Genomic DNA, 16045 nt, shown 5'->3' on the forward strand with positions numbered 1-16045 from the left:
CCACACCCCCCGCGCTGCCCCCCACCCCTGGTTGATCATGAAGTTGGCGGTGCGACACGCCGCGGCCACCGGACGGTGACGTGATGATCGTCGGGCTGGCCCGGGCGCTCGGGTCGGCGGGTCTAGCAGATCAGGTACGGCCGTGGGTGACTGTCCACAGGGCCTGTCATCATCCACAGCGGACGGGCTGTCCGTGTCGGGTTGGTCGTCGCGTCGGCATGCTGGCGACATGCGACAACGGGTGCGACGTGCGACGGTGTGGTGTGCGGCCCTGCTGGCCATCGGCGTGCCGGCAGCACCGGCGACGGTCGGCGCGGTGACGCCGACCGCCAACTCCGGGCACCGTCCGGTGTTCCGCTGGCCGGTCGACGGGACGCCGCGTCCGGTGCGCCGCTTCGACCCGCCGCCGCTGCCGTGGCAGGCCGGTCACCGCGGCGTGGATCTGGCCGCCGCGCCGGGAACCACGGTGCGGGCGGCCGGGCCCGGCACGGTCCTCTTCGCCGGTCCGGTCGCCGGCCGGCCGGTGATCACCGTCGGGCACGCGGCGGGCCTGCGGACCACCTACGAGCCGGTACGACCCGACGTACGTCCGGGCGACCCGGTGCCGGCCGGTGCGCCGCTCGGCACCCTGCTGGCCGGGCACCCCGGCTGCCCGGTGGCGGGTTGCCTGCACTGGGGGCTCCGACGCGGCGCCGAGTACCTCGACCCGCTGGCGTTGCTGGGGCTCGGTCCGGTCCGGCTGTTGCCCGTCGACGCCGACCTGGGCTCGTACCCGCCGGACGGGACACGGCCGGCGTCGGGCGTCCAATCTGTTGGCGGATCGGCGGCCCCCGGATGGGGCGACCGGCGTCGAGCAACCGGCTGCCGGTGCGGGCAGCGCCGGCCGCGAAGCGGATCAGCCCCGGGCGAGCAGCGCCGGCAGCCGGGCGGCCAGCCGCTCGTACTCGTCGGGGGTGTTGTAGACCTGCCCGCAGAGCCGTAGCCAGCCCCGACCCTGCCAGGCGGCCACCGACACCTCCGCCGCGAGCCGTTCGGCGATCCGGGCTCGCAGCGCGTGGGCGGCGTCGAAGGTGGTGACGACGCCCGGCGGCAGCGGGACGAGCCGCATGGCAACCCCCGGCCCGCCCGGGTCCGGCAGATCGGCCGGTGCGACCCCGAGCGCTGCCCCGACCACCTGCTGCCCGTACGCGGCGAGCGCGGCGTTGTGCGCGCGTACCCGGTCCAGCCCGAGGCTGCGCAGCGTGAAGAGTCCGGCCGGGGCACTCAGCCAGCCCGTGTAGTCCAACGTCGCCTGCCATTCCACACTGTGGGGGAATCCGGCGTGCTGTTCCCAGGAGACGACCAGGGGCTCGATCCGTTCCCGCCACCGCGGCGCGACCACCAGCGCGGCGGTGCCGCGCGGCGCGTACGCCCACTTGTGCAGGTTGCCCACCCAGAAGTCGGCGCCGACGGCGGCCACGTCGACCGGGAGCATGCCCGGAGCGTGGGCGGCGTCCACCAACACCGGCACCCCCCGCTCCCGGGCCACCCCCACGACGGCCGCGACCGGGAAGAGCCGGGCGGTGGGCGAGGAGATCTGATCGATGACGAGCAGCCGGGTACGGCCGGGGCGCAGCCCGTCCCGGACGATCTCGACGATCTCCTCGTCGGTGGCGGACAGCGGCACCCGCAGCGCCCTGGCACCCGCCCCGGTCCGCCGGCACTCCCGGGCGACGCAGAGGTCGACCGCGCCGTACCCGTGGTCGGTGGTGAGCACCTCGTCGCCGGGGCGCAGGCCGATCGACTGCAGCACGATGGCGGCGCCGGTGGTGGCGTTGCCGACCAACGCGGTGCCGTCCGGGTCGGCGCCGAGGAAGGTGGCCACGTGCCGGCGGGTGTGGGTGATCCGGTCGACCAGCCCCTGGCTGAAGAAGCGCAGCGGGTTGGCCTCCATCTCGTCGCGCAGGCGCTGCTGGGCGCGCTGCACGGCGACCGGCACCGCGCCGAACGAACCGTGGTTGAGGTGACTGACCGCCGGGTCGAGGGAGAAGAGCAGTCGGGCGCCGGGAATCGGTTCGGGCGGCCGGACGACGGTCATGCCGCGATCGTATCCTTGATCGGTTTGTCGACCTCCCGGTCCGCGGGCCGAGGTCAGGCGCGGGGATGGGCCTGCCGGTACGCCGCCCGCAGCCGCTCCACCGACACGTGGGTGTAGATCTGGGTGCTGCCGAGCGACGAGTGCCCCAGCAGTTCCTGCACCGCCCGCAGGTCCGCGCCGCCTTCGAGCAGGTGGGTCGCCGCCGAGTGGCGCAGCCCGTGTGGGCTGACCCGGGGCAACCCGAGGTCGGCGGCGTAACCGGCGACGATCCGTCGCGCGGTCGTCGGGTTCAGCCGCCCACCCCGGGCGCCGAGCAGCAGGGCAGCTCCCGATCCCGGCCCGGCCAGGGCCGGCCGACCGGACCGCAGCCAGTCGTCGATCGCCCGCTGCGCCGGCACCCCGTAGGGCACGGAGCGCTCCCGGCCGCCCTTGCCGAGCACCCGCACCACCCGCCGGCCCTGGTCGACGTCGGTGACGTCCAGGCCGCACGCCTCGCTGATCCGCACTCCGGTGCCGTAGAGCAGCTCCAGCAGGATCCGGTCGCGCAGGCGGACCGCCTCGTCGCCGACACCGACCGCCCCGGCGGCAGGTCGAGCCGCCCCGACGGGCCGGACCGTCTCGTCGCCGGGTCGAGCCCGGTCGTCGCCGGGCCCGGCGTCGGGGTCGACGGTTCCGGTGCCGGTTGCGCGGGAGGCCCGGGCCGGCGCCTCGACGAGGGCGGCGGCCTGGTCGGCGCGGAGCACCGTCGGCAGCTCCCGGTGCCCCTGCGGACTGGCCAGCGCGACGGCCACATCCGTGGCGAGCAACCCGTTGCGATGTGCCCACGCGCTGAAGGTCCGGGCGGTCGCCGCCCGCCTCGCCAGCGAGCGACGTGCCGCGCCCAGCGTCCGCTGCTTGGCCAGCCAGCTGCGCAGCACGGCCAGCTCCAGGTCGGCCGGCGTGGCGCAACCCATCCGGCCGGCGTGGTCGAGGAGCGAGACCAGGTCGGCCACATAGGCGCGCACGGTGTGTACGGAGCGGTTGCGTACCCGGGCCAGATGGTCGGCGAAGTCGTCCACCGCCTCCCGCATCGCCGGCGGCAGCGCCTGGTGCCTGCTGCGGGTACTCTCGCGGCTCATCGTGGCGGTCAGGCCAGCGCGTTCGCCACGGCGACCCGGGCCGGGTCGGGGTTCGACCAGCTCCAGTTCGGATGGGCGCGGTTGGTGAGCAGCACCAGTACCATCCGCCGGTCGGGCGCGACCACCAGTGAGGTACCGGTGAAGCCGGTGTGCCCGAAGGCGGTGGGGCTGGCCAGCCGGCCCATGAACCAGGGCTGGTCGAGCACCACGCCGAGACCGTGGTCGGCGGTGCGGGCGGGACGCTCCGGGTCCACCGCGGGCAGCCCGACGTTGGCGTTGCGCAGCATCCGCCGTACGGTGCTCGCGGCGAGGATCCGCTGCCCGCCGTACGTGCCGCCGTCCAGCAGCAGTTGGCCGACGACGGCCACCTCTTCGGCGGTGCTGAAGATGCCGGCGTGTCCGGCGATGCCGCCCAGCTGATTGGCCACGTCGTCGTGTACCACGCCGCGCAGCAGCCCACGGGAGGAGCGGGCGTCGGTGGCGACCAGACGGGCGGCCCGGTCGGTGGCGCTGAGCCAGGTGTTCGGGTTGAACCCGGTGTGCCGTAGTCCCAGCGGCTCGGTCAGGCCGACCTTCAGGGCGCGGTCGAGGCTCTGCCCGGTCACCTTCTCCACGAGCCTGCCGACGACCATCAGGCCGACGCTGGAGTAGCGGAACACCGTGCCCGGTACGGCCCCGCTGACCAGCGGCGTCGCGAGCACCGCGCGCCACCGTTGTGCGATCGTCGAGTAACCGTTCACCTTCGCCCCGACCGGCAGACCGCTGGTGTGGGCCAGCAGCATCGCGACGGTGACGGCCGACTTGCCGGCGCCGGTGAAGTCGGGCAGGTACCGGAGCACCGGCGCGTCAAGGTCAATCCGTCCCTTGTCGACCTGCTGAAGCGCGAGGATCGTGGTGTAGACCTTCGTGATCGAGGCCAGGTCGAAGATCGAGTCCGGCCGCATGGCGACGCGTTTCGCGGCGGGCAGCAGCACCGGGCCGGCGTCGTAGCGCAACGCCTCGCCTGCCGCGAGGTGGTCGGTCGGTACGCCGTCGACCTGCGCGAGCACCACCGCGCCCGGGTACGTGGGATGTTTCGGGTTCTCCGTGGTCGGCTGCAGATACCGGTGCAGCGCCGTGGACAGGGCGCGGGGCCGCGCGGCGGCGGTCGGCCCGGCGCCGGGGACCCGGGGTGCCCGGCCGGACGCCGCGCCGCCCTGGCCGCCCTCGGAGGAGGGCACCTGCCAGGAACCCGACTGGGCGGCGGGCCGGTTCTCCCCGCAGCCGGTGAGTCCGACGGCGGCGGCGAGTCCGAAACCGAGTATGGAGCGGCGCTGAACAGGCATGGCCGCGATCCTCTCACCGGCCCACACGGGTGGGCCAGCTGCACGCCGACCGTCGTCGCCGTGCAGCTGGCCCGAACCCCGGCCGTGCCGGCGTGCCCACCCGACGGCGCCAGCCACGCCCCGGTGAATCCGGGCGGATCGACGCTGGCCCGGAGGTGACGACGGCGGTAAGACTGGAAGGCAGGGACGGCCCACCGCGCCGGCATCGCACCGCCGGGGTGGGTGCGCCGACGGGAGGAGGACCCTCATGGGCCTGGACGTCGTCCTCTACCGACTGGTGCCGCGCGGTCCGGCTCGCCCGCCGTACCCGGTCGCCACCCAGCTGGTGGCCGACCCGGACGATCTGCTGCTCGACCTGGTGAACCGGGGTCGGGGCGGCGGTGCCACCCCGCTGTTGGACCAGGTCGGCCCGTCCGGCGACCTCGTGGTGGGTGCGCAGCGAGCCCTCCACCTCCTCGCCGAACTGGACCGCCTGGCCGAGGCCGCCCGTACCCGGGCCGAGACCGACCAGCTCCGCCGGGTGGTGGCGCTCGTGCGGCGCTGCACACGCCAGCGTGACCTGGAGATCCGCTTCGAGGCGGACTGAGCCGCTCATCCCGCCGCTGACCCGGAGCATCCCGACGGTGACGGCTGCCCGGTCGGGGCCGCGGTGGGTCGCGCCGCCGAGCCACCCGACGGCGGCGGGGCGAGGGCGTACCCGCCGCCGTCCCGGCGGACCACCAGCGACAGCTCCTCCAGCAGAGAGAGCTTCCGCAGCGCCGTCCGCAGGTCCACCCCGGCGCGGGCCGCCAGGGCATCGACACTGAGCGCGCCGCGCCGCGGCAACGACTCCAGCACCAGGGCCGCCTCGTCGTCCAGTCGATCGGTCGGACGTTCGGCGCCGCGCGCCGGTGGCGCCAGGTCCTCGCCGATCCGGCCCACCTCCTCCAGCACGTGCGCCACCCCGGTCACCAGCCGGGCGTGCTGCCGCTCGCGCAGCAGCTCGTGCGCGCCGACCGACATCGCCGAGGTCACCGGGCCCGGGACGACCATCGCCCGCCGGCCCATGGCCAGCGCCCGGTGCAGGGTCTGGGTCGCGCCGCTGCGGGCCGCCGCCTCCACCAGGACCGTCCCCCGGGTGGCCGCGGCGATCACCCGGTTGCGGATCAGGAACCTCGGGCGCAATGGATCGGAACCGGGCATCCACTCGCTGACCAGCAACCCCGTATCGGCGATCCGGTCGAACAACGCCGCGTTGCCCATCGGGTAAGGGCGGTCCACCCCGCAGGCGAGCACCGCCACGGTCACCCCGCCGGCCGTCAACGCGCCCCGGTGTGCGGCGGCGTCGATGCCGAACGCGCCGCCGGAGACCACGGACCAGTCCCGGTCGGCCAGCCCGTACCCGATCTCGGTGGCGACGTGGATGCCGTACCCGGTGGCCGCGCGGGCGCCGACCACCGCGACCGAGCGGTCCAGGGCCTCGCCGAGCGGCCATCCGCCGCGTACCCAGAAGCAGAGCGGCGGCGCGGTCTCCAGGTCGACCCGGCGGGTGGCGCCGGCCAGGACGAGCCGGTGCAGGTCGTTGAGCTGGGCGGGCCACTCGTCGTCCTCCGGGGTGAGGATCCGGGCCCCGACCCGCTCGGCCCGGGCGAGGGCGTCGGTGGCGACCGCCCGGGGGTCTCCCGCCGGCAGGCGCGCGGCCACCGCCTCGCGCAGCCGCCGGTCCGACGCCCCGCCGTCGCACAGCAGGTCCAGCGTGGCCACCGGGCCGAGCCGCTGGACCAACCGGTACACCGCCCAGGTGCCCGGTTCGGTGAGCCAGGTCAACGCGATCCGGGCCAGCAGCCGCTCCTCTCGGGCGCTCATGACCCTTCCCCCGTTCTCAGTTGAATGGCCTCCAGCACGTCCTCACGCCCCGGCCGGTCCCGGCCGTCCAGGTCGGCGATCGTCCAGGCCAGCCGGATGATCCGGTCGAACCCCCGGGCGGAGATCGCGCCGGAGTCGAGCCGAGCGCGCAGCTCGGCGGTGTCCCCGGCGGGCAGCCGCCACGGCGGCCGGCGCAGATACGGGCCGGGGATTTCGGCGTTGAGCCGGCGGCCGGTCGGGTCCCACCGGGCCGCCGCCGCCCGCCGGGCCGCCGCCACCCGGGCCGAGACGTCGGTCGACGACTCACCGGCACCGACGGTCTCCAGCAACTCCGCCGCCCGCACCGGCAGCAGCTTCACCTGCAGGTCGATGCGGTCGAGCAGCGGCCCGGAGAGCCGGCCCAGGTAGCGCCGCCGGGCCAGCGGGCTGCACTCGCAGTACGCGTCGCCGGCGGGCTTCGCGCACGGGCAGGGGTTCGCGGCCAGCACCAGTTGGGTGCGGGCCGGGTACTCGGTGCCGCCGCCGCTGCGGGCCAGTTGGACCCGGCCGTGCTCCAGCGGTTGCCGCAGTGCCTCCAGCGCGCCCTTGCTGAACTCGGGTGCCTCGTCGAGGAAGAGCACGCCCCGGTGGGCCAGGGAGACCGCACCGGGGCGGGCCAGCCCGCTCCCGCCGCCGACCAGCGCCGGAACGGTCGCGGTGTGGTGCGGCGCCTGGAACGGCGGACGCCGCACCAGCCGCCCGTCGGGCGGGAGCAGCCCTGCGATCGAGTGCAGCGCGGTGACCTCCAGCGCTGCGTCGTCGTCCAACTCCGGCAGGATCGACGGCAGTCGCTCGGCCAGCATCGTCTTGCCCGCGCCGGGCGGCCCGAGCAGCGCCAGGTGATGCCCGCCGGCGGCGGCCACCTCCAGCGCCCGCCGACCCAGCCCCTGACCGGCCACGTCGGCCAGGTCCGGCCCGCCGGGATCGCTGCGCGGCGGGTGGGTCGGTGCGGCCAGCAGCGGGCTGCCGTCGCGGACGTACGAGACCAGCCGGTGCAGCGTGTCGACGGCCCGGACCCGGACACCGGGGACGACTCCCGCCTCCCGGGCGTTCTGCACCGGGACGACGACCCGGTCGTGCCCGGCCCGCGCCGCCGCGGCGACCATCGGCAGCACCCCGCGCACCGGGCGGACCGTCCCGTCCAGGCCCAGTTCGCCGAGGACCACCACCCCGTCCAGTGGGGTGAGGGGCAGTTCCCCGGAGCCGCCGAGCACGGCCGCCGCGATGGCCAGGTCGAACGCCGAACCATGCTTGGGCAGCGCCGCCGGCAGGAGGTTGAGCGTGATGCGCCGGTTGGGCCAGCGCTGCCCGGAGTTCACGATGGCGGCGCGGACCCGGTCACGGGCCTCGTGCAGCGCGGTGTCGGGCAGCCCGGAGATGGCCACCGCGGGCAGCCCCGGCGACAGGTCGGCCTCCACCTCGACCAGGTGCCCGGTCACCCCGACCAACCCCACGCAAAGCACCTTGGCGTAGCTCACCGCGCTCCTCCCGGCGTCGCCGGAGCACGGCGGCGGGGTCGGTGGATACCCGGTCGGCCCATCAGAACGCGTCCTTGACGTGTTCGACCAGTGCCGGACCGGCGGCCGGCAGGCGGACCGCGAGCACGTCGAAGCGCACCTCGTCGGCGGTGACGCCGCTCTCGGCCAGCCAGCGGGCCGCCAGGCCACGCAACCGGCGGGCCTTGCGTGGCACGACGGCCTCGGCCGGGGTGCCGTAGTCGCCGGTGCGTCGGGTCTTCACCTCGCAGAAGGCGAGCACCGGGCCGTCCCAGGCGATGATGTCGATCTCGCCGTCCGGGCAGCGCCAGTTGCGGGCGACCGGACGCAGGCCCGCTCCGATGAGGTGGCGCAGCGCACACCGTTCGCCGTACGCGCCGACCGCCTGGTTCCGCTTCGTCATGCCGCCGAGGATGTGGTGTCGACCGGTCACCGGGTCGCCCGTACCTCGGGGGCTGTGGACGGCGCGGCGGCCTGTGGACGGCTACCTGATCATGTGGGCGGTGTGCTATCGGGCGGTTCGCGAACCCGGCGGACCGACGACGCGACGGAGGCGTACACTGGGCGACTGGCGACCGCCTCGCGCGGTCGACCTCGCGCGCCCTCTCCACGGTTCCGTGGGGCGACGGTCTCCCTGGTCCCGATCCCGGTCGGGCCCACCATGGCCGGCGACCGGGCGCCAGGACGCCCGGCCGCCGGCCGGGCGGGACAACCAGGGATCAGAGGGAGTACCCCACCATGGCCGTCGTGACCATGCGTCAGCTGCTGGAAAGCGGTGTCCACTTCGGGCACCAGACCCGGCGCTGGAACCCGAAGATGAAGCGCTTCATCTTCACCGAGCGCAACGGTATCTACATCATCGACCTGCGCCAGACCCTCGACTACATCGAGAAGGCGTACGACTTCGTGCGCAACACCGTCGCCGAGGGCGGCAGCATCCTCTTCGTCGGCACCAAGAAGCAGGCCCAGGAGGCCATCGCCGAGCAGGCGACCCGGGTCGGCCAGCCGTACGTCAACCACCGCTGGCTCGGTGGCATGCTGACCAACTTCCAGACGGTGTACAAGCGGCTGCAGCGGATGAAGGAGCTGGAGGCCCTGGGTGACCTGAGCGGCACCGCCGCCGGTTACACCAAGAAGGAGACCCTGCAGCTGTTCCGCGAGAAGACCAAGCTCACCAAGACCCTCGGTGGCCTGCGCGACATGCAGAAGCTCCCGGCCGCGATCTGGGTGATCGACACCAAGAAGGAGCACATCGCCGTCGACGAGGCCCGTAAGCTGGGCATCCCGGTGATCGCCGTGCTCGACACCAACTGCGACCCGGACGAGGTCGACTTCCCGATCCCGGGTAACGACGACGCGATCCGCTCGGCCGAGCTGCTGACCAGGGTTGTCGCCGCCGCCGTGGCCGACGGCCTGATCGCGCGGTCGGGCCGCCGCCGGGGCGCCGACGAGAAGCCCGAGGCGGGCCAGGTCGGCGCCGACGAGCCGCTGGCCGAGTGGGAGCGCGAGTTGCTCGAGGAGCCGAAGAAGGCCGACGAGCAGCCGGCGGTCGAGCAGGCGCCGGTCGAGCAGGCGCCGGTCGAGCAGCCGGCGACCGCCGCCGCGGAGTGACCGCACCGTCGCGTCCCCGCCGTCCGGTTCGGCCGGCGGCGGGGAGCGGCGGGTACGCCGGGCACATCCGGCCCGGATCCGGGTGACCGGCATCCAGACCATCCCACCGCAGTTCCGACACGACACCGAAGAGAGAGTCATGTCCAACTTCACCGCCGCGGACGTCAAGAAGCTCCGCGACCTCACCGGCGCCGGCATGATGGACTGCAAGAAGGCGTTGACCGAGGCCGAGGGCGACTTCGACAAGGCCGTCGAGATCCTGCGTGTCAAGGGCGCCAAGGACGTCGGCAAGCGGGCCGGGCGCACGGCCGCCAACGGCCTCGTCGCGCACTTCGGCCACGCGCTGCTCGAGCTCAACTGCGAGACCGACTTCGTGGCCAAGAACGAAGCCTTCATCGCGCTGGCCCAGCAGTTGGTCGAGCACGGCGAGCGCAGCGGCGTGAGCAACGCCGAGGAGCTGCTCGCCTCCGAGCTCGACGGCCGGACGGTGGCCGACCTGGTCCAGGAGCAGTCCGCCAAGATCGGTGAGAAGCTGGTGCTCAACCGCTTCGCCAAGCTCGACGGCACCACCGCTGTCTACCTGCACCGCAAGAGCCAGGACCTGCCGCCGGCGGTCGGCGTGCTGGTGCAGTACACCGGCACCGCCGGCGCGAGCGCCGGCCAGGCAGCCGGCGACGAGGCGTCTGACTCGGACGCCCGTGGGGTGGCCATGCAGATCGCCGCGATGCGGCCGAAGTACCTCACCCGCGACGAGGTGCCGGCCGAGGTCGTCGAGTCCGAGCGGCGCATCGCCGAGCAGACCGCCCGTGAGGAGAACAAGCCCGAGGCGGCGCTGCCGAAGATCGTCGAGGGTCGGGTCAACGCCTTCTTCAAGGACTACGTCCTGCTGGAGCAGGCCTCGGTCGCCGACAACAAGAAGACCGTGAAGCAGGTGCTGGCCGAGGCCGGCATCGAGGTGACCCGCTTCCTGCGGTTCGAGGTCGGCCAGGCCTGATCCGCCGGACCGGGCGCATGGCGCGTCCGTGGGCAGGGAACGTCGACGAGGAGGCCGCAGGTGTACGTGACAGGCACCTCGGCCTCCTCGTCACATAGGGTCGGCAACGGCAGCTGAGCGGTACGCGGCGCGCGGGACGTGCGCCCGGGGAAGGGCGGGGCGGATGACGCAGGTTGTGAGTGACCGGAGCCTGGAGGCGGGCGATCCGACGGCGCCGCCCCCGGGGCGGACCCGCCGGGTGGTGCTGAAGCTTTCCGGTGAGGTCTTCGGCGGCGGCGCGATCGGCGTCGACCCGGACGTCGTGCAGGCCATCGCCCGGCAGATCGCCACCGTCGTCCGGCGTGGCGTGCAGGTCTCCGTCGTCGTCGGCGGCGGCAACTTCTTCCGCGGCGCCGAGCTGCAGAAGCGCGGCATGGACCGGGCCCGGGCCGACTACATGGGCATGCTCGGGACCGTGATGAACTGCCTGGCTCTGCAGGACTTCCTGGAGAAGGAGGGCATCGAGACCCGGGTGCAGAGCGCGATCACGATGGCCCAGGTCGCCGAGCCGTACATCCCGTTGCGCGCTATCCGGCACCTGGAGAAGGGCCGCGTGGTGATCTTCGGGGCCGGCGCCGGTATGCCGTACTTCTCGACCGACACGGTCGCCGCGCAGCGCGCGCTGGAGATCCGCGCCGACGTGGTGCTGATGAGCAAGAACGGGGTGGACGGCGTGTACACCGCCGATCCCCGGGTCGACTCCACCGCCAGCAAGTTCGACTCGATCACCTTCTCCGAGGTGCTGCGCCGCAACCTGCGGGTGGCCGACGCCGCCGCGTTCAGCCTCTGCATGGAGAACGGTCTGCCGATGCTGGTCTTCGGCGCCCAGGGCGACGACACGATCATCCGCGCGGTCGGGGGCGACAAGATCGGTACGCTGATCACCGCCTGAACGGCCCCGCCGGCCCCACCGTGGCGGTCCTCCGACGGGCCGCCGCCACAGCCCACGACGAGCAACAGAAGGAGGCGAGGAGACCGGTGATCGACGACACCCTCCTCGAGGCCGAGGAGAAGATGGAGCGTGCCATCGAGCACGCCAAGGAGGAGTTCGGCGGGATCCGTACCGGTCGCGCCAACGCCGCCATGTTCTCCCGGATCGTGATCGACTACTACGGCAGCCCGACGCCGTTGCCGCAGATGGCCTCCATCGGGGTCCCCGAGCCGCGCATGGTGATCATCAAGCCGTACGACAACTCGCAGCTCAACGCGATGGAGAAGGCGATCCGCGACTCCGACCTCGGGGTGAACCCGAACAACGAGGGTAACCAGCTGCGCATCCTGCTCCCGCAGATGACCGAGGAACGCCGCCGCGAGATGATCAAGGTGGCCCGGCACAAGGGCGAGGAAGCCAAGGTGGCCGTCCGCAACATCCGCCGCAAGGGCAAGGAAGAGTTGGACCGCCTGGTCAAGGACGGCGAGGTCGGCGAGGACGAAGGCCGGCGCGCCGAGAAGGAACTCGACGACCTCACCCAGCGATACGTCGCCACCGTCGACGAGTTGGTCAAGCACAAGGAAGCGGAACTGCTCGAGGTCTGAGCGCCCTCGCCGTACCCGTGGCACCGGCGTGCCGCCGCCCGTCGCGGGCGGTGGGACGCCGGTGCCGCTGTTGTCGCACCCTCGCCGCCGTCGGGGCGGCGAGACCTGGGATCACGGGGCGCGGCACGGGTGGGCGGGTCATCGTCCACCCTGTCCGGGGGAGCGGTGCAGTAGGCTCGGCACGATTCCCGACCACCGCGCGGTGAACGCCGGGGATCGGCCGGTCGTCGGGCCGGCCAATCGGACGGAACACCTCACGTGTGTAGGGGATGGCTTTGGTTTTGCGTCATGTGGTGGAACTCGTACCGTCGTCTGGTGCCTGATGTCCCACCTCGACCCCTACGGCGGCACCGAGCCGCGTGGCTGGAACCGGCCGGAGCGCCCCTCGGCGCTGCCCTGGCCGGAGCGGAACGTCGAGCCCTGGGGCCGGCAGCCCGCCTCCGAGCCGTACGCCGGGCCGCAGGCCCGCCCCCGCCCGCGTGACCGAGGTCTGGACGGTCCGGACGTCGACCCGTACGAGCCCGCCTGGGACGACCGGGGCGTGCCGTACGGCACGCGCGAGGACGGCCTCTCCCCGTCTGCGGGCGAGGCGCGTGACCGCTCCCGGGCCGGCCGCCACCACGACGGCCCGCCCGCCCCGCCGTCCGGCCAGCCGGGCACCGGCCCGACCAGCACACCGAACGCCGGCCCGACCCGGGCACCGGGCACCGGGCCGATCAACGCACCGCAGCCCGGACCGATCAGCGCGTCAGGCTCCGGCCCGATCAACGCGTTGAGCACCGGGCCGACGGAGGTTCCCGGCGCGGGTCGTGGCCCGGTCCGACCGGTGTACGACGACGCGCCGACCGCGTCGCTGGCCCCGGTCCGCGACGTTCCACCGACCTCGTCGCTCGCGCCGGCGCGGGACGACGACGCGCCGACCGCCCAGATCCCGCCGGTCCCGGCGGAGATCGACGAGGAGCCGCACCCCTCGCCCACGAGGCGGTCGCCCGGTAGGCGCCGAGCCTCGGCGGAACGGCCGCCGACGCAGCAGCCCGCCGCCGGTCGGGCCGGGCGTAATCTCCCGGCCGCGATCGGGGTCGGTGTCGCGCTGGGCGCGTCGATCCTCGTACCCCTCTTCTTCTACCCTCCCGCGTTCCTGGCCGTGGTGGCCGCGGCGGTCGGTGTCGGCACCTGGGAGATGGTCCGCGCGGTACGCCGCAGCGACGCCCATCCGCCGCTGGTGCCGCTGGTTGCCGGCGGGGTGCTCACCGTGGGGCTGGCCTGGTTCGCCGGCCCGGACGCGCTCAGTCTCGGGCTGCTGGTCACCGTGCTCGGCACGATGATCTGGCGGCTCGGCGACGGCCCGGCCAACTTCCAGCGGGACATCACGGCGGCCACCCTGATCGCGGTGTACGTGCCGTTCCTCGGCGGGTTCGCGGCGCTGCTCGCGGCGGTTCCCGAAGACGGGCACCTGCGGGTGCTGGTGACCCTGGTCGCGGTGGTGCTCTCCGACACCGGCGGGTATGCCGCCGGGGTCGCCTTCGGCAGGCATCCGATGGCCCCGTCGATCAGTCCGAAGAAGTCCTGGGAGGGCTTCGCCGGTTCGGTGACCGCGGCGGCGGCCGGCAGTGCCCTGCTGGTCTGGCAACTGTTGGATATCTCGCCCTGGTGGGGGGCGGTGTTCGGGCTCGCGGTCTCCGGTGCGGCGGTCCTCGGCGACCTGGCCGAGTCCATGATCAAGCGTGACCTGGGCGTGAAGGACATGAGCAATCTGCTGCCCGGGCACGGTGGCCTGATGGACCGGCTGGACTCGATCCTCTTCGCCGTCCCCACCGCCTACCTGCTGCTGGCGGTCTTCGTGCCGGTGGTGAGCTGAGGAATGAATCACGCGCGGCTGTCCGCCCGGCCTGCCCGGTCGCTGCGGATTCGGCACTTCCGGGCAGGTGAGTTCGCCGAACGGCGTGACAGACTGGACCGGTCATGACGAGCCTGCCTGTGATTCCCGTAGACCCCGACGCCCCCGGCCGCCGGCCCGCGATGCCGCCCCGCCACCTCGCCGACCTGGATCTGCCCGGGCGTCAGGCGCTGGTGACCGAGTTGGGTGAGCCGGCCTTCCGCGCCAAGCAGGTCTCCCATCACTACTTCGGGCGGCTGGTACGCGACCCGGAGCAGATGACGGACCTGCCGGCGGCGACCCGCAAGCGGATCGCCGGCGGGCTGCTGCCCACCCTGCTGCACCCCGTGCGCGAGCTGGCCTGCGACGACGGCGCCACCCGCAAGGCGCTGTGGCGGCTACACGACGGCGCGTTGGTGGAGAGCGTGCTGATGGGCTACCCGGACCGGGTGACCGTCTGCATCTCCAGCCAGGCCGGCTGTGGCATGGCCTGCCCGTTCTGTGCCACCGGCCAAGCCGGGCTGACCCGCAACCTCTCCACCGCGGAGATCGTCGACCAGGCCGTCTACCTGGCCGGTGTCGCCGCCTCCGGGGCGGTGGCGGGTGCGCCGCCGCGGCTGTCGCACGTCGTGTTCATGGGGATGGGCGAACCGCTGGCCAACTACTCGCGGGTGGTCGGCGCGATCCGCCGGCTGGTCGCGCCGGCGCCGGAGGGGCTCGGGCTGTCCCAGCGGCACATCACCGTTTCCACGGTCGGGCTGGTTCCGGCCATCCGCCGACTGGCCAGCGAAGAGCTCTCGGTGACCCTTGCGCTGTCGCTACACGCCCCCGATGATGATCTGCGCGACGAACTCGTGCCGGTCAACCAGCGCTGGAAGGTAGCCGAAGTGCTGGACGCAGCGTGGGACTACGCGGCCCGGACAGGGCGCCGCGTGTCGATCGAATACGCGATGATCAAGGATGTGAACGACCAGCCGTGGCGGGCCGATCTGCTCGGTCGGCTGTTGGCCGGCAGATTGACCCACGTGAACCTTATTCCGCTCAACCCGACGCCGGGCAGTCGCTGGGACGCCAGCCCCAAACCGGTCGAGCGGGAGTTCGTCCGGCGGTTGCGGGATGCCGGGGTGTCCACGACGGTGCGGGACACCAGGGGGCGCGAGATCGACGGCGCGTGTGGGCAACTGGCTGCCGCCGAGGACAGGGACACCGACGCGCCTCGCGGGCGTGACCGGGCGTAGCGGTACGAGACCAGGAGACATAGTGGCGAGTCAGGGTCAGCGTTTCCGGCGCAAAGCGCTCCGCCGGGGCTACAAGGTCGACGAGGTGGACGCCTTCCTGGACCGGGTCGAGGCGACACTGGCCGGCCAGCCGGTGGGCGCACCCGTTGCCTCCCAGGAGGTCCATGACGTCGTCTTCCGGGTCCGCTTCAACGGGTACGACGAGTGGCAGGTGGACCTGCACCTGGACCGGGTGGAGCGGCAGCTGGCCGAGCTGGAGGAGCGCGGTGGCCTGGGTGGCCGCAGCGGTGACCTGCGCGCGGCGGCGGATCGGGTCGGTCCGCCGATGCGCGACGACCACCGTTCGGTCCCGCCCGTCCCGCAGCCGATGCCACCGCGTGCGATGCCGGCGCAGCCCGGCCCGGCCGACCGCTACGGCAACCGGTACGAGGAGCCGACCGGTGCCTACGCCGGCGGGTACGACGCCCCACGGGGCGGGTACGACGAGCCCACGGGTGCTTTCGCCGGCGGGTACGACGCCCCACGGGGCGGGTACGACGCGCCGCGTGGCCCGGCCGGTCACGGTGGTCAGTTGGGGCATGGCGGCCCGATGGGCCCCGGTGGGCCGGGTGGCGGCCACGGTGGCCTGCCGCAGCGTGGCCTGCCGCCCGGGCAGGGCGGGTACGGCCAGGATGAGCCGCGGTTCGATGGTTTCGAGGCCGGCCGGCACGGTCGCGCCGACATGACGGCCGAGATTCGGATGTCCGATCGGGAGCTGCGTGACCTGCGGGGTCGTGGCCCGGCCGGGCCACCCCCCATGTCGCAGCAGGGGCCGGGTGGCCCGCCGATGTCTGGCCCGCCCATGTCTGGCC

General features: G+C 73.7%; 14 protein-coding genes and 1 pseudogene. 9 read left to right on the forward strand and 6 right to left on the reverse strand.

Translation table 11 applies throughout. The annotated features are described in order from the left end of the window. Window positions 1-229 precede the first annotated feature (229 nt). Window positions 230-754 (forward strand): annotated as a pseudogene (locus E1166_RS23015) (peptidoglycan DD-metalloendopeptidase family protein); the annotation flags it as partial. A gap of 141 nt (window positions 755-895) precedes the next feature. Here E1166_RS23015 and E1166_RS23020 read toward each other — a convergent pair. Genes E1166_RS23020 through E1166_RS23030 form a run of 3 tightly spaced genes read right to left on the reverse strand, consistent with a single transcriptional unit; the run spans window position 896 to window position 4520 of the window. After that, window positions 896-2077: an aminotransferase class V-fold PLP-dependent enzyme gene (locus E1166_RS23020; protein ID WP_132341913.1), complete on the reverse strand. Its 1182-nt coding sequence runs from the start codon at window positions 2075-2077 to the stop codon at window positions 896-898. Window positions 2078-2130: 53 nt separating this feature from the next. Then, a complete protein-coding gene (locus tag E1166_RS23025) occupies window positions 2131-3195 on the reverse strand; it encodes a tyrosine recombinase XerC (RefSeq protein ID WP_132341915.1) in 1065 nt (354 codons plus the stop codon). A gap of 8 nt (window positions 3196-3203) precedes the next feature. After that, window positions 3204-4520, reverse strand: coding sequence for a serine hydrolase domain-containing protein (locus E1166_RS23030; RefSeq protein ID WP_132341917.1), 1317 nt, complete (start codon window positions 4518-4520; stop codon window positions 3204-3206). 247 nt (window positions 4521-4767) lie between these two features. Here E1166_RS23030 and E1166_RS23035 point away from each other — a divergent pair, with 247 nt between their 5' ends. Next, window positions 4768-5106, forward strand: a complete 339-nt coding sequence (locus E1166_RS23035; protein WP_132341919.1) for a hypothetical protein — start codon at window positions 4768-4770, stop codon at window positions 5104-5106. Window positions 5107-5111: 5 nt separating this feature from the next. Here E1166_RS23035 and E1166_RS23040 read toward each other — a convergent pair whose 3' ends face one another. From E1166_RS23040 to E1166_RS23050, 3 genes are all read right to left on the reverse strand, one after another. After that, window positions 5112-6365: a DNA-processing protein DprA gene (locus E1166_RS23040; RefSeq protein ID WP_132341921.1), complete on the reverse strand. Its 1254-nt coding sequence runs from the start codon at window positions 6363-6365 to the stop codon at window positions 5112-5114. Next, the gene (locus tag E1166_RS23045) at window positions 6362-7882 is read right to left on the reverse strand and encodes a YifB family Mg chelatase-like AAA ATPase (RefSeq protein WP_132341923.1); all 1521 of its coding nucleotides are present in this window, start codon (window positions 7880-7882) and stop codon (window positions 6362-6364) included. The genes E1166_RS23040 and E1166_RS23045 overlap by 4 nt, the downstream gene beginning before the upstream one ends. A gap of 61 nt (window positions 7883-7943) precedes the next feature. Continuing rightward, on the reverse strand, window positions 7944-8303 hold the full coding sequence (locus E1166_RS23050) for a YraN family protein (protein ID WP_132267061.1): 360 nt from the start codon (window positions 8301-8303) through the stop codon (window positions 7944-7946). Between the two features lie 335 nt (window positions 8304-8638). Between E1166_RS23050 and rpsB the strand changes: the two genes are divergently transcribed. The 7 genes from rpsB to E1166_RS23085 form a co-directional block, all read left to right on the forward strand. Next, complete coding sequence (gene rpsB / locus E1166_RS23055; RefSeq protein ID WP_132341925.1) at window positions 8639-9511, forward strand: 30S ribosomal protein S2; 873 nt, start codon at window positions 8639-8641, stop codon at window positions 9509-9511. Between the two features lie 139 nt (window positions 9512-9650). Then, window positions 9651-10505: a translation elongation factor Ts gene (gene tsf / locus E1166_RS23060; RefSeq protein WP_132341927.1), complete on the forward strand. Its 855-nt coding sequence runs from the start codon at window positions 9651-9653 to the stop codon at window positions 10503-10505. A gap of 163 nt (window positions 10506-10668) precedes the next feature. Then, window positions 10669-11436 (forward strand): UMP kinase, encoded by a 768-nt coding sequence (gene pyrH, locus E1166_RS23065; RefSeq protein ID WP_132341929.1) that lies wholly within the window; start codon window positions 10669-10671, stop codon window positions 11434-11436. Window positions 11437-11522: 86 nt separating this feature from the next. After that, window positions 11523-12080 carry a ribosome recycling factor gene (gene frr, locus E1166_RS23070; RefSeq protein WP_132267053.1) on the forward strand — a complete coding sequence of 186 codons (558 nt, stop codon included), beginning with the start codon at window positions 11523-11525 and terminating at the stop codon, window positions 12078-12080. A gap of 322 nt (window positions 12081-12402) precedes the next feature. Beyond that, window positions 12403-13938, forward strand: coding sequence for a phosphatidate cytidylyltransferase (locus E1166_RS23075; protein WP_132341931.1), 1536 nt, complete (start codon window positions 12403-12405; stop codon window positions 13936-13938). A gap of 104 nt (window positions 13939-14042) precedes the next feature. Further along, window positions 14043-15194: a 23S rRNA (adenine(2503)-C(2))-methyltransferase RlmN gene (rlmN, locus tag E1166_RS23080; protein WP_132341933.1), complete on the forward strand. Its 1152-nt coding sequence runs from the start codon at window positions 14043-14045 to the stop codon at window positions 15192-15194. Between the two features lie 22 nt (window positions 15195-15216). After that, on the forward strand, window positions 15217-16045 hold an 829-nt coding region (locus E1166_RS23085; protein WP_132341935.1), incomplete at its 3' end, for a DivIVA domain-containing protein.

The sequence above is a fragment of the Micromonospora sp. KC213 genome (assembly GCF_004348325.1).
Taxonomy (GTDB): domain Bacteria; phylum Actinomycetota; class Actinomycetes; order Mycobacteriales; family Micromonosporaceae; genus Micromonospora.

What these genes read in the sequence shown, in the direction of transcription:
- E1166_RS23020 (WP_132341913.1), bottom strand. Translation starts at nt 2,077, where the DNA reads ATGACCGTCGTCCGGCCGCCCGAACCGATTCCCGGCGCCCGACTGCTC.
- E1166_RS23025 (WP_132341915.1), bottom strand. Translation starts at nt 3,195, where the DNA reads ATGAGCCGCGAGAGTACCCGCAGCAGGCACCAGGCGCTGCCGCCGGCG.
- E1166_RS23030 (WP_132341917.1), bottom strand. Translation starts at nt 4,520, where the DNA reads ATGCCTGTTCAGCGCCGCTCCATACTCGGTTTCGGACTCGCCGCCGCC.
- E1166_RS23035 (WP_132341919.1), top strand. Translation starts at nt 4,768, where the DNA reads ATGGGCCTGGACGTCGTCCTCTACCGACTGGTGCCGCGCGGTCCGGCT.
- E1166_RS23040 (WP_132341921.1), bottom strand. Translation starts at nt 6,365, where the DNA reads ATGAGCGCCCGAGAGGAGCGGCTGCTGGCCCGGATCGCGTTGACCTGG.
- E1166_RS23050 (WP_132267061.1), bottom strand. Translation starts at nt 8,303, where the DNA reads ATGACGAAGCGGAACCAGGCGGTCGGCGCGTACGGCGAACGGTGTGCG.
- rpsB (WP_132341925.1), top strand. Translation starts at nt 8,639, where the DNA reads ATGGCCGTCGTGACCATGCGTCAGCTGCTGGAAAGCGGTGTCCACTTC.
- tsf (WP_132341927.1), top strand. Translation starts at nt 9,651, where the DNA reads ATGTCCAACTTCACCGCCGCGGACGTCAAGAAGCTCCGCGACCTCACC.
- pyrH (WP_132341929.1), top strand. Translation starts at nt 10,669, where the DNA reads ATGACGCAGGTTGTGAGTGACCGGAGCCTGGAGGCGGGCGATCCGACG.
- E1166_RS23075 (WP_132341931.1), top strand. Translation starts at nt 12,403, where the DNA reads ATGTCCCACCTCGACCCCTACGGCGGCACCGAGCCGCGTGGCTGGAAC.
- rlmN (WP_132341933.1), top strand. Translation starts at nt 14,043, where the DNA reads ATGACGAGCCTGCCTGTGATTCCCGTAGACCCCGACGCCCCCGGCCGC.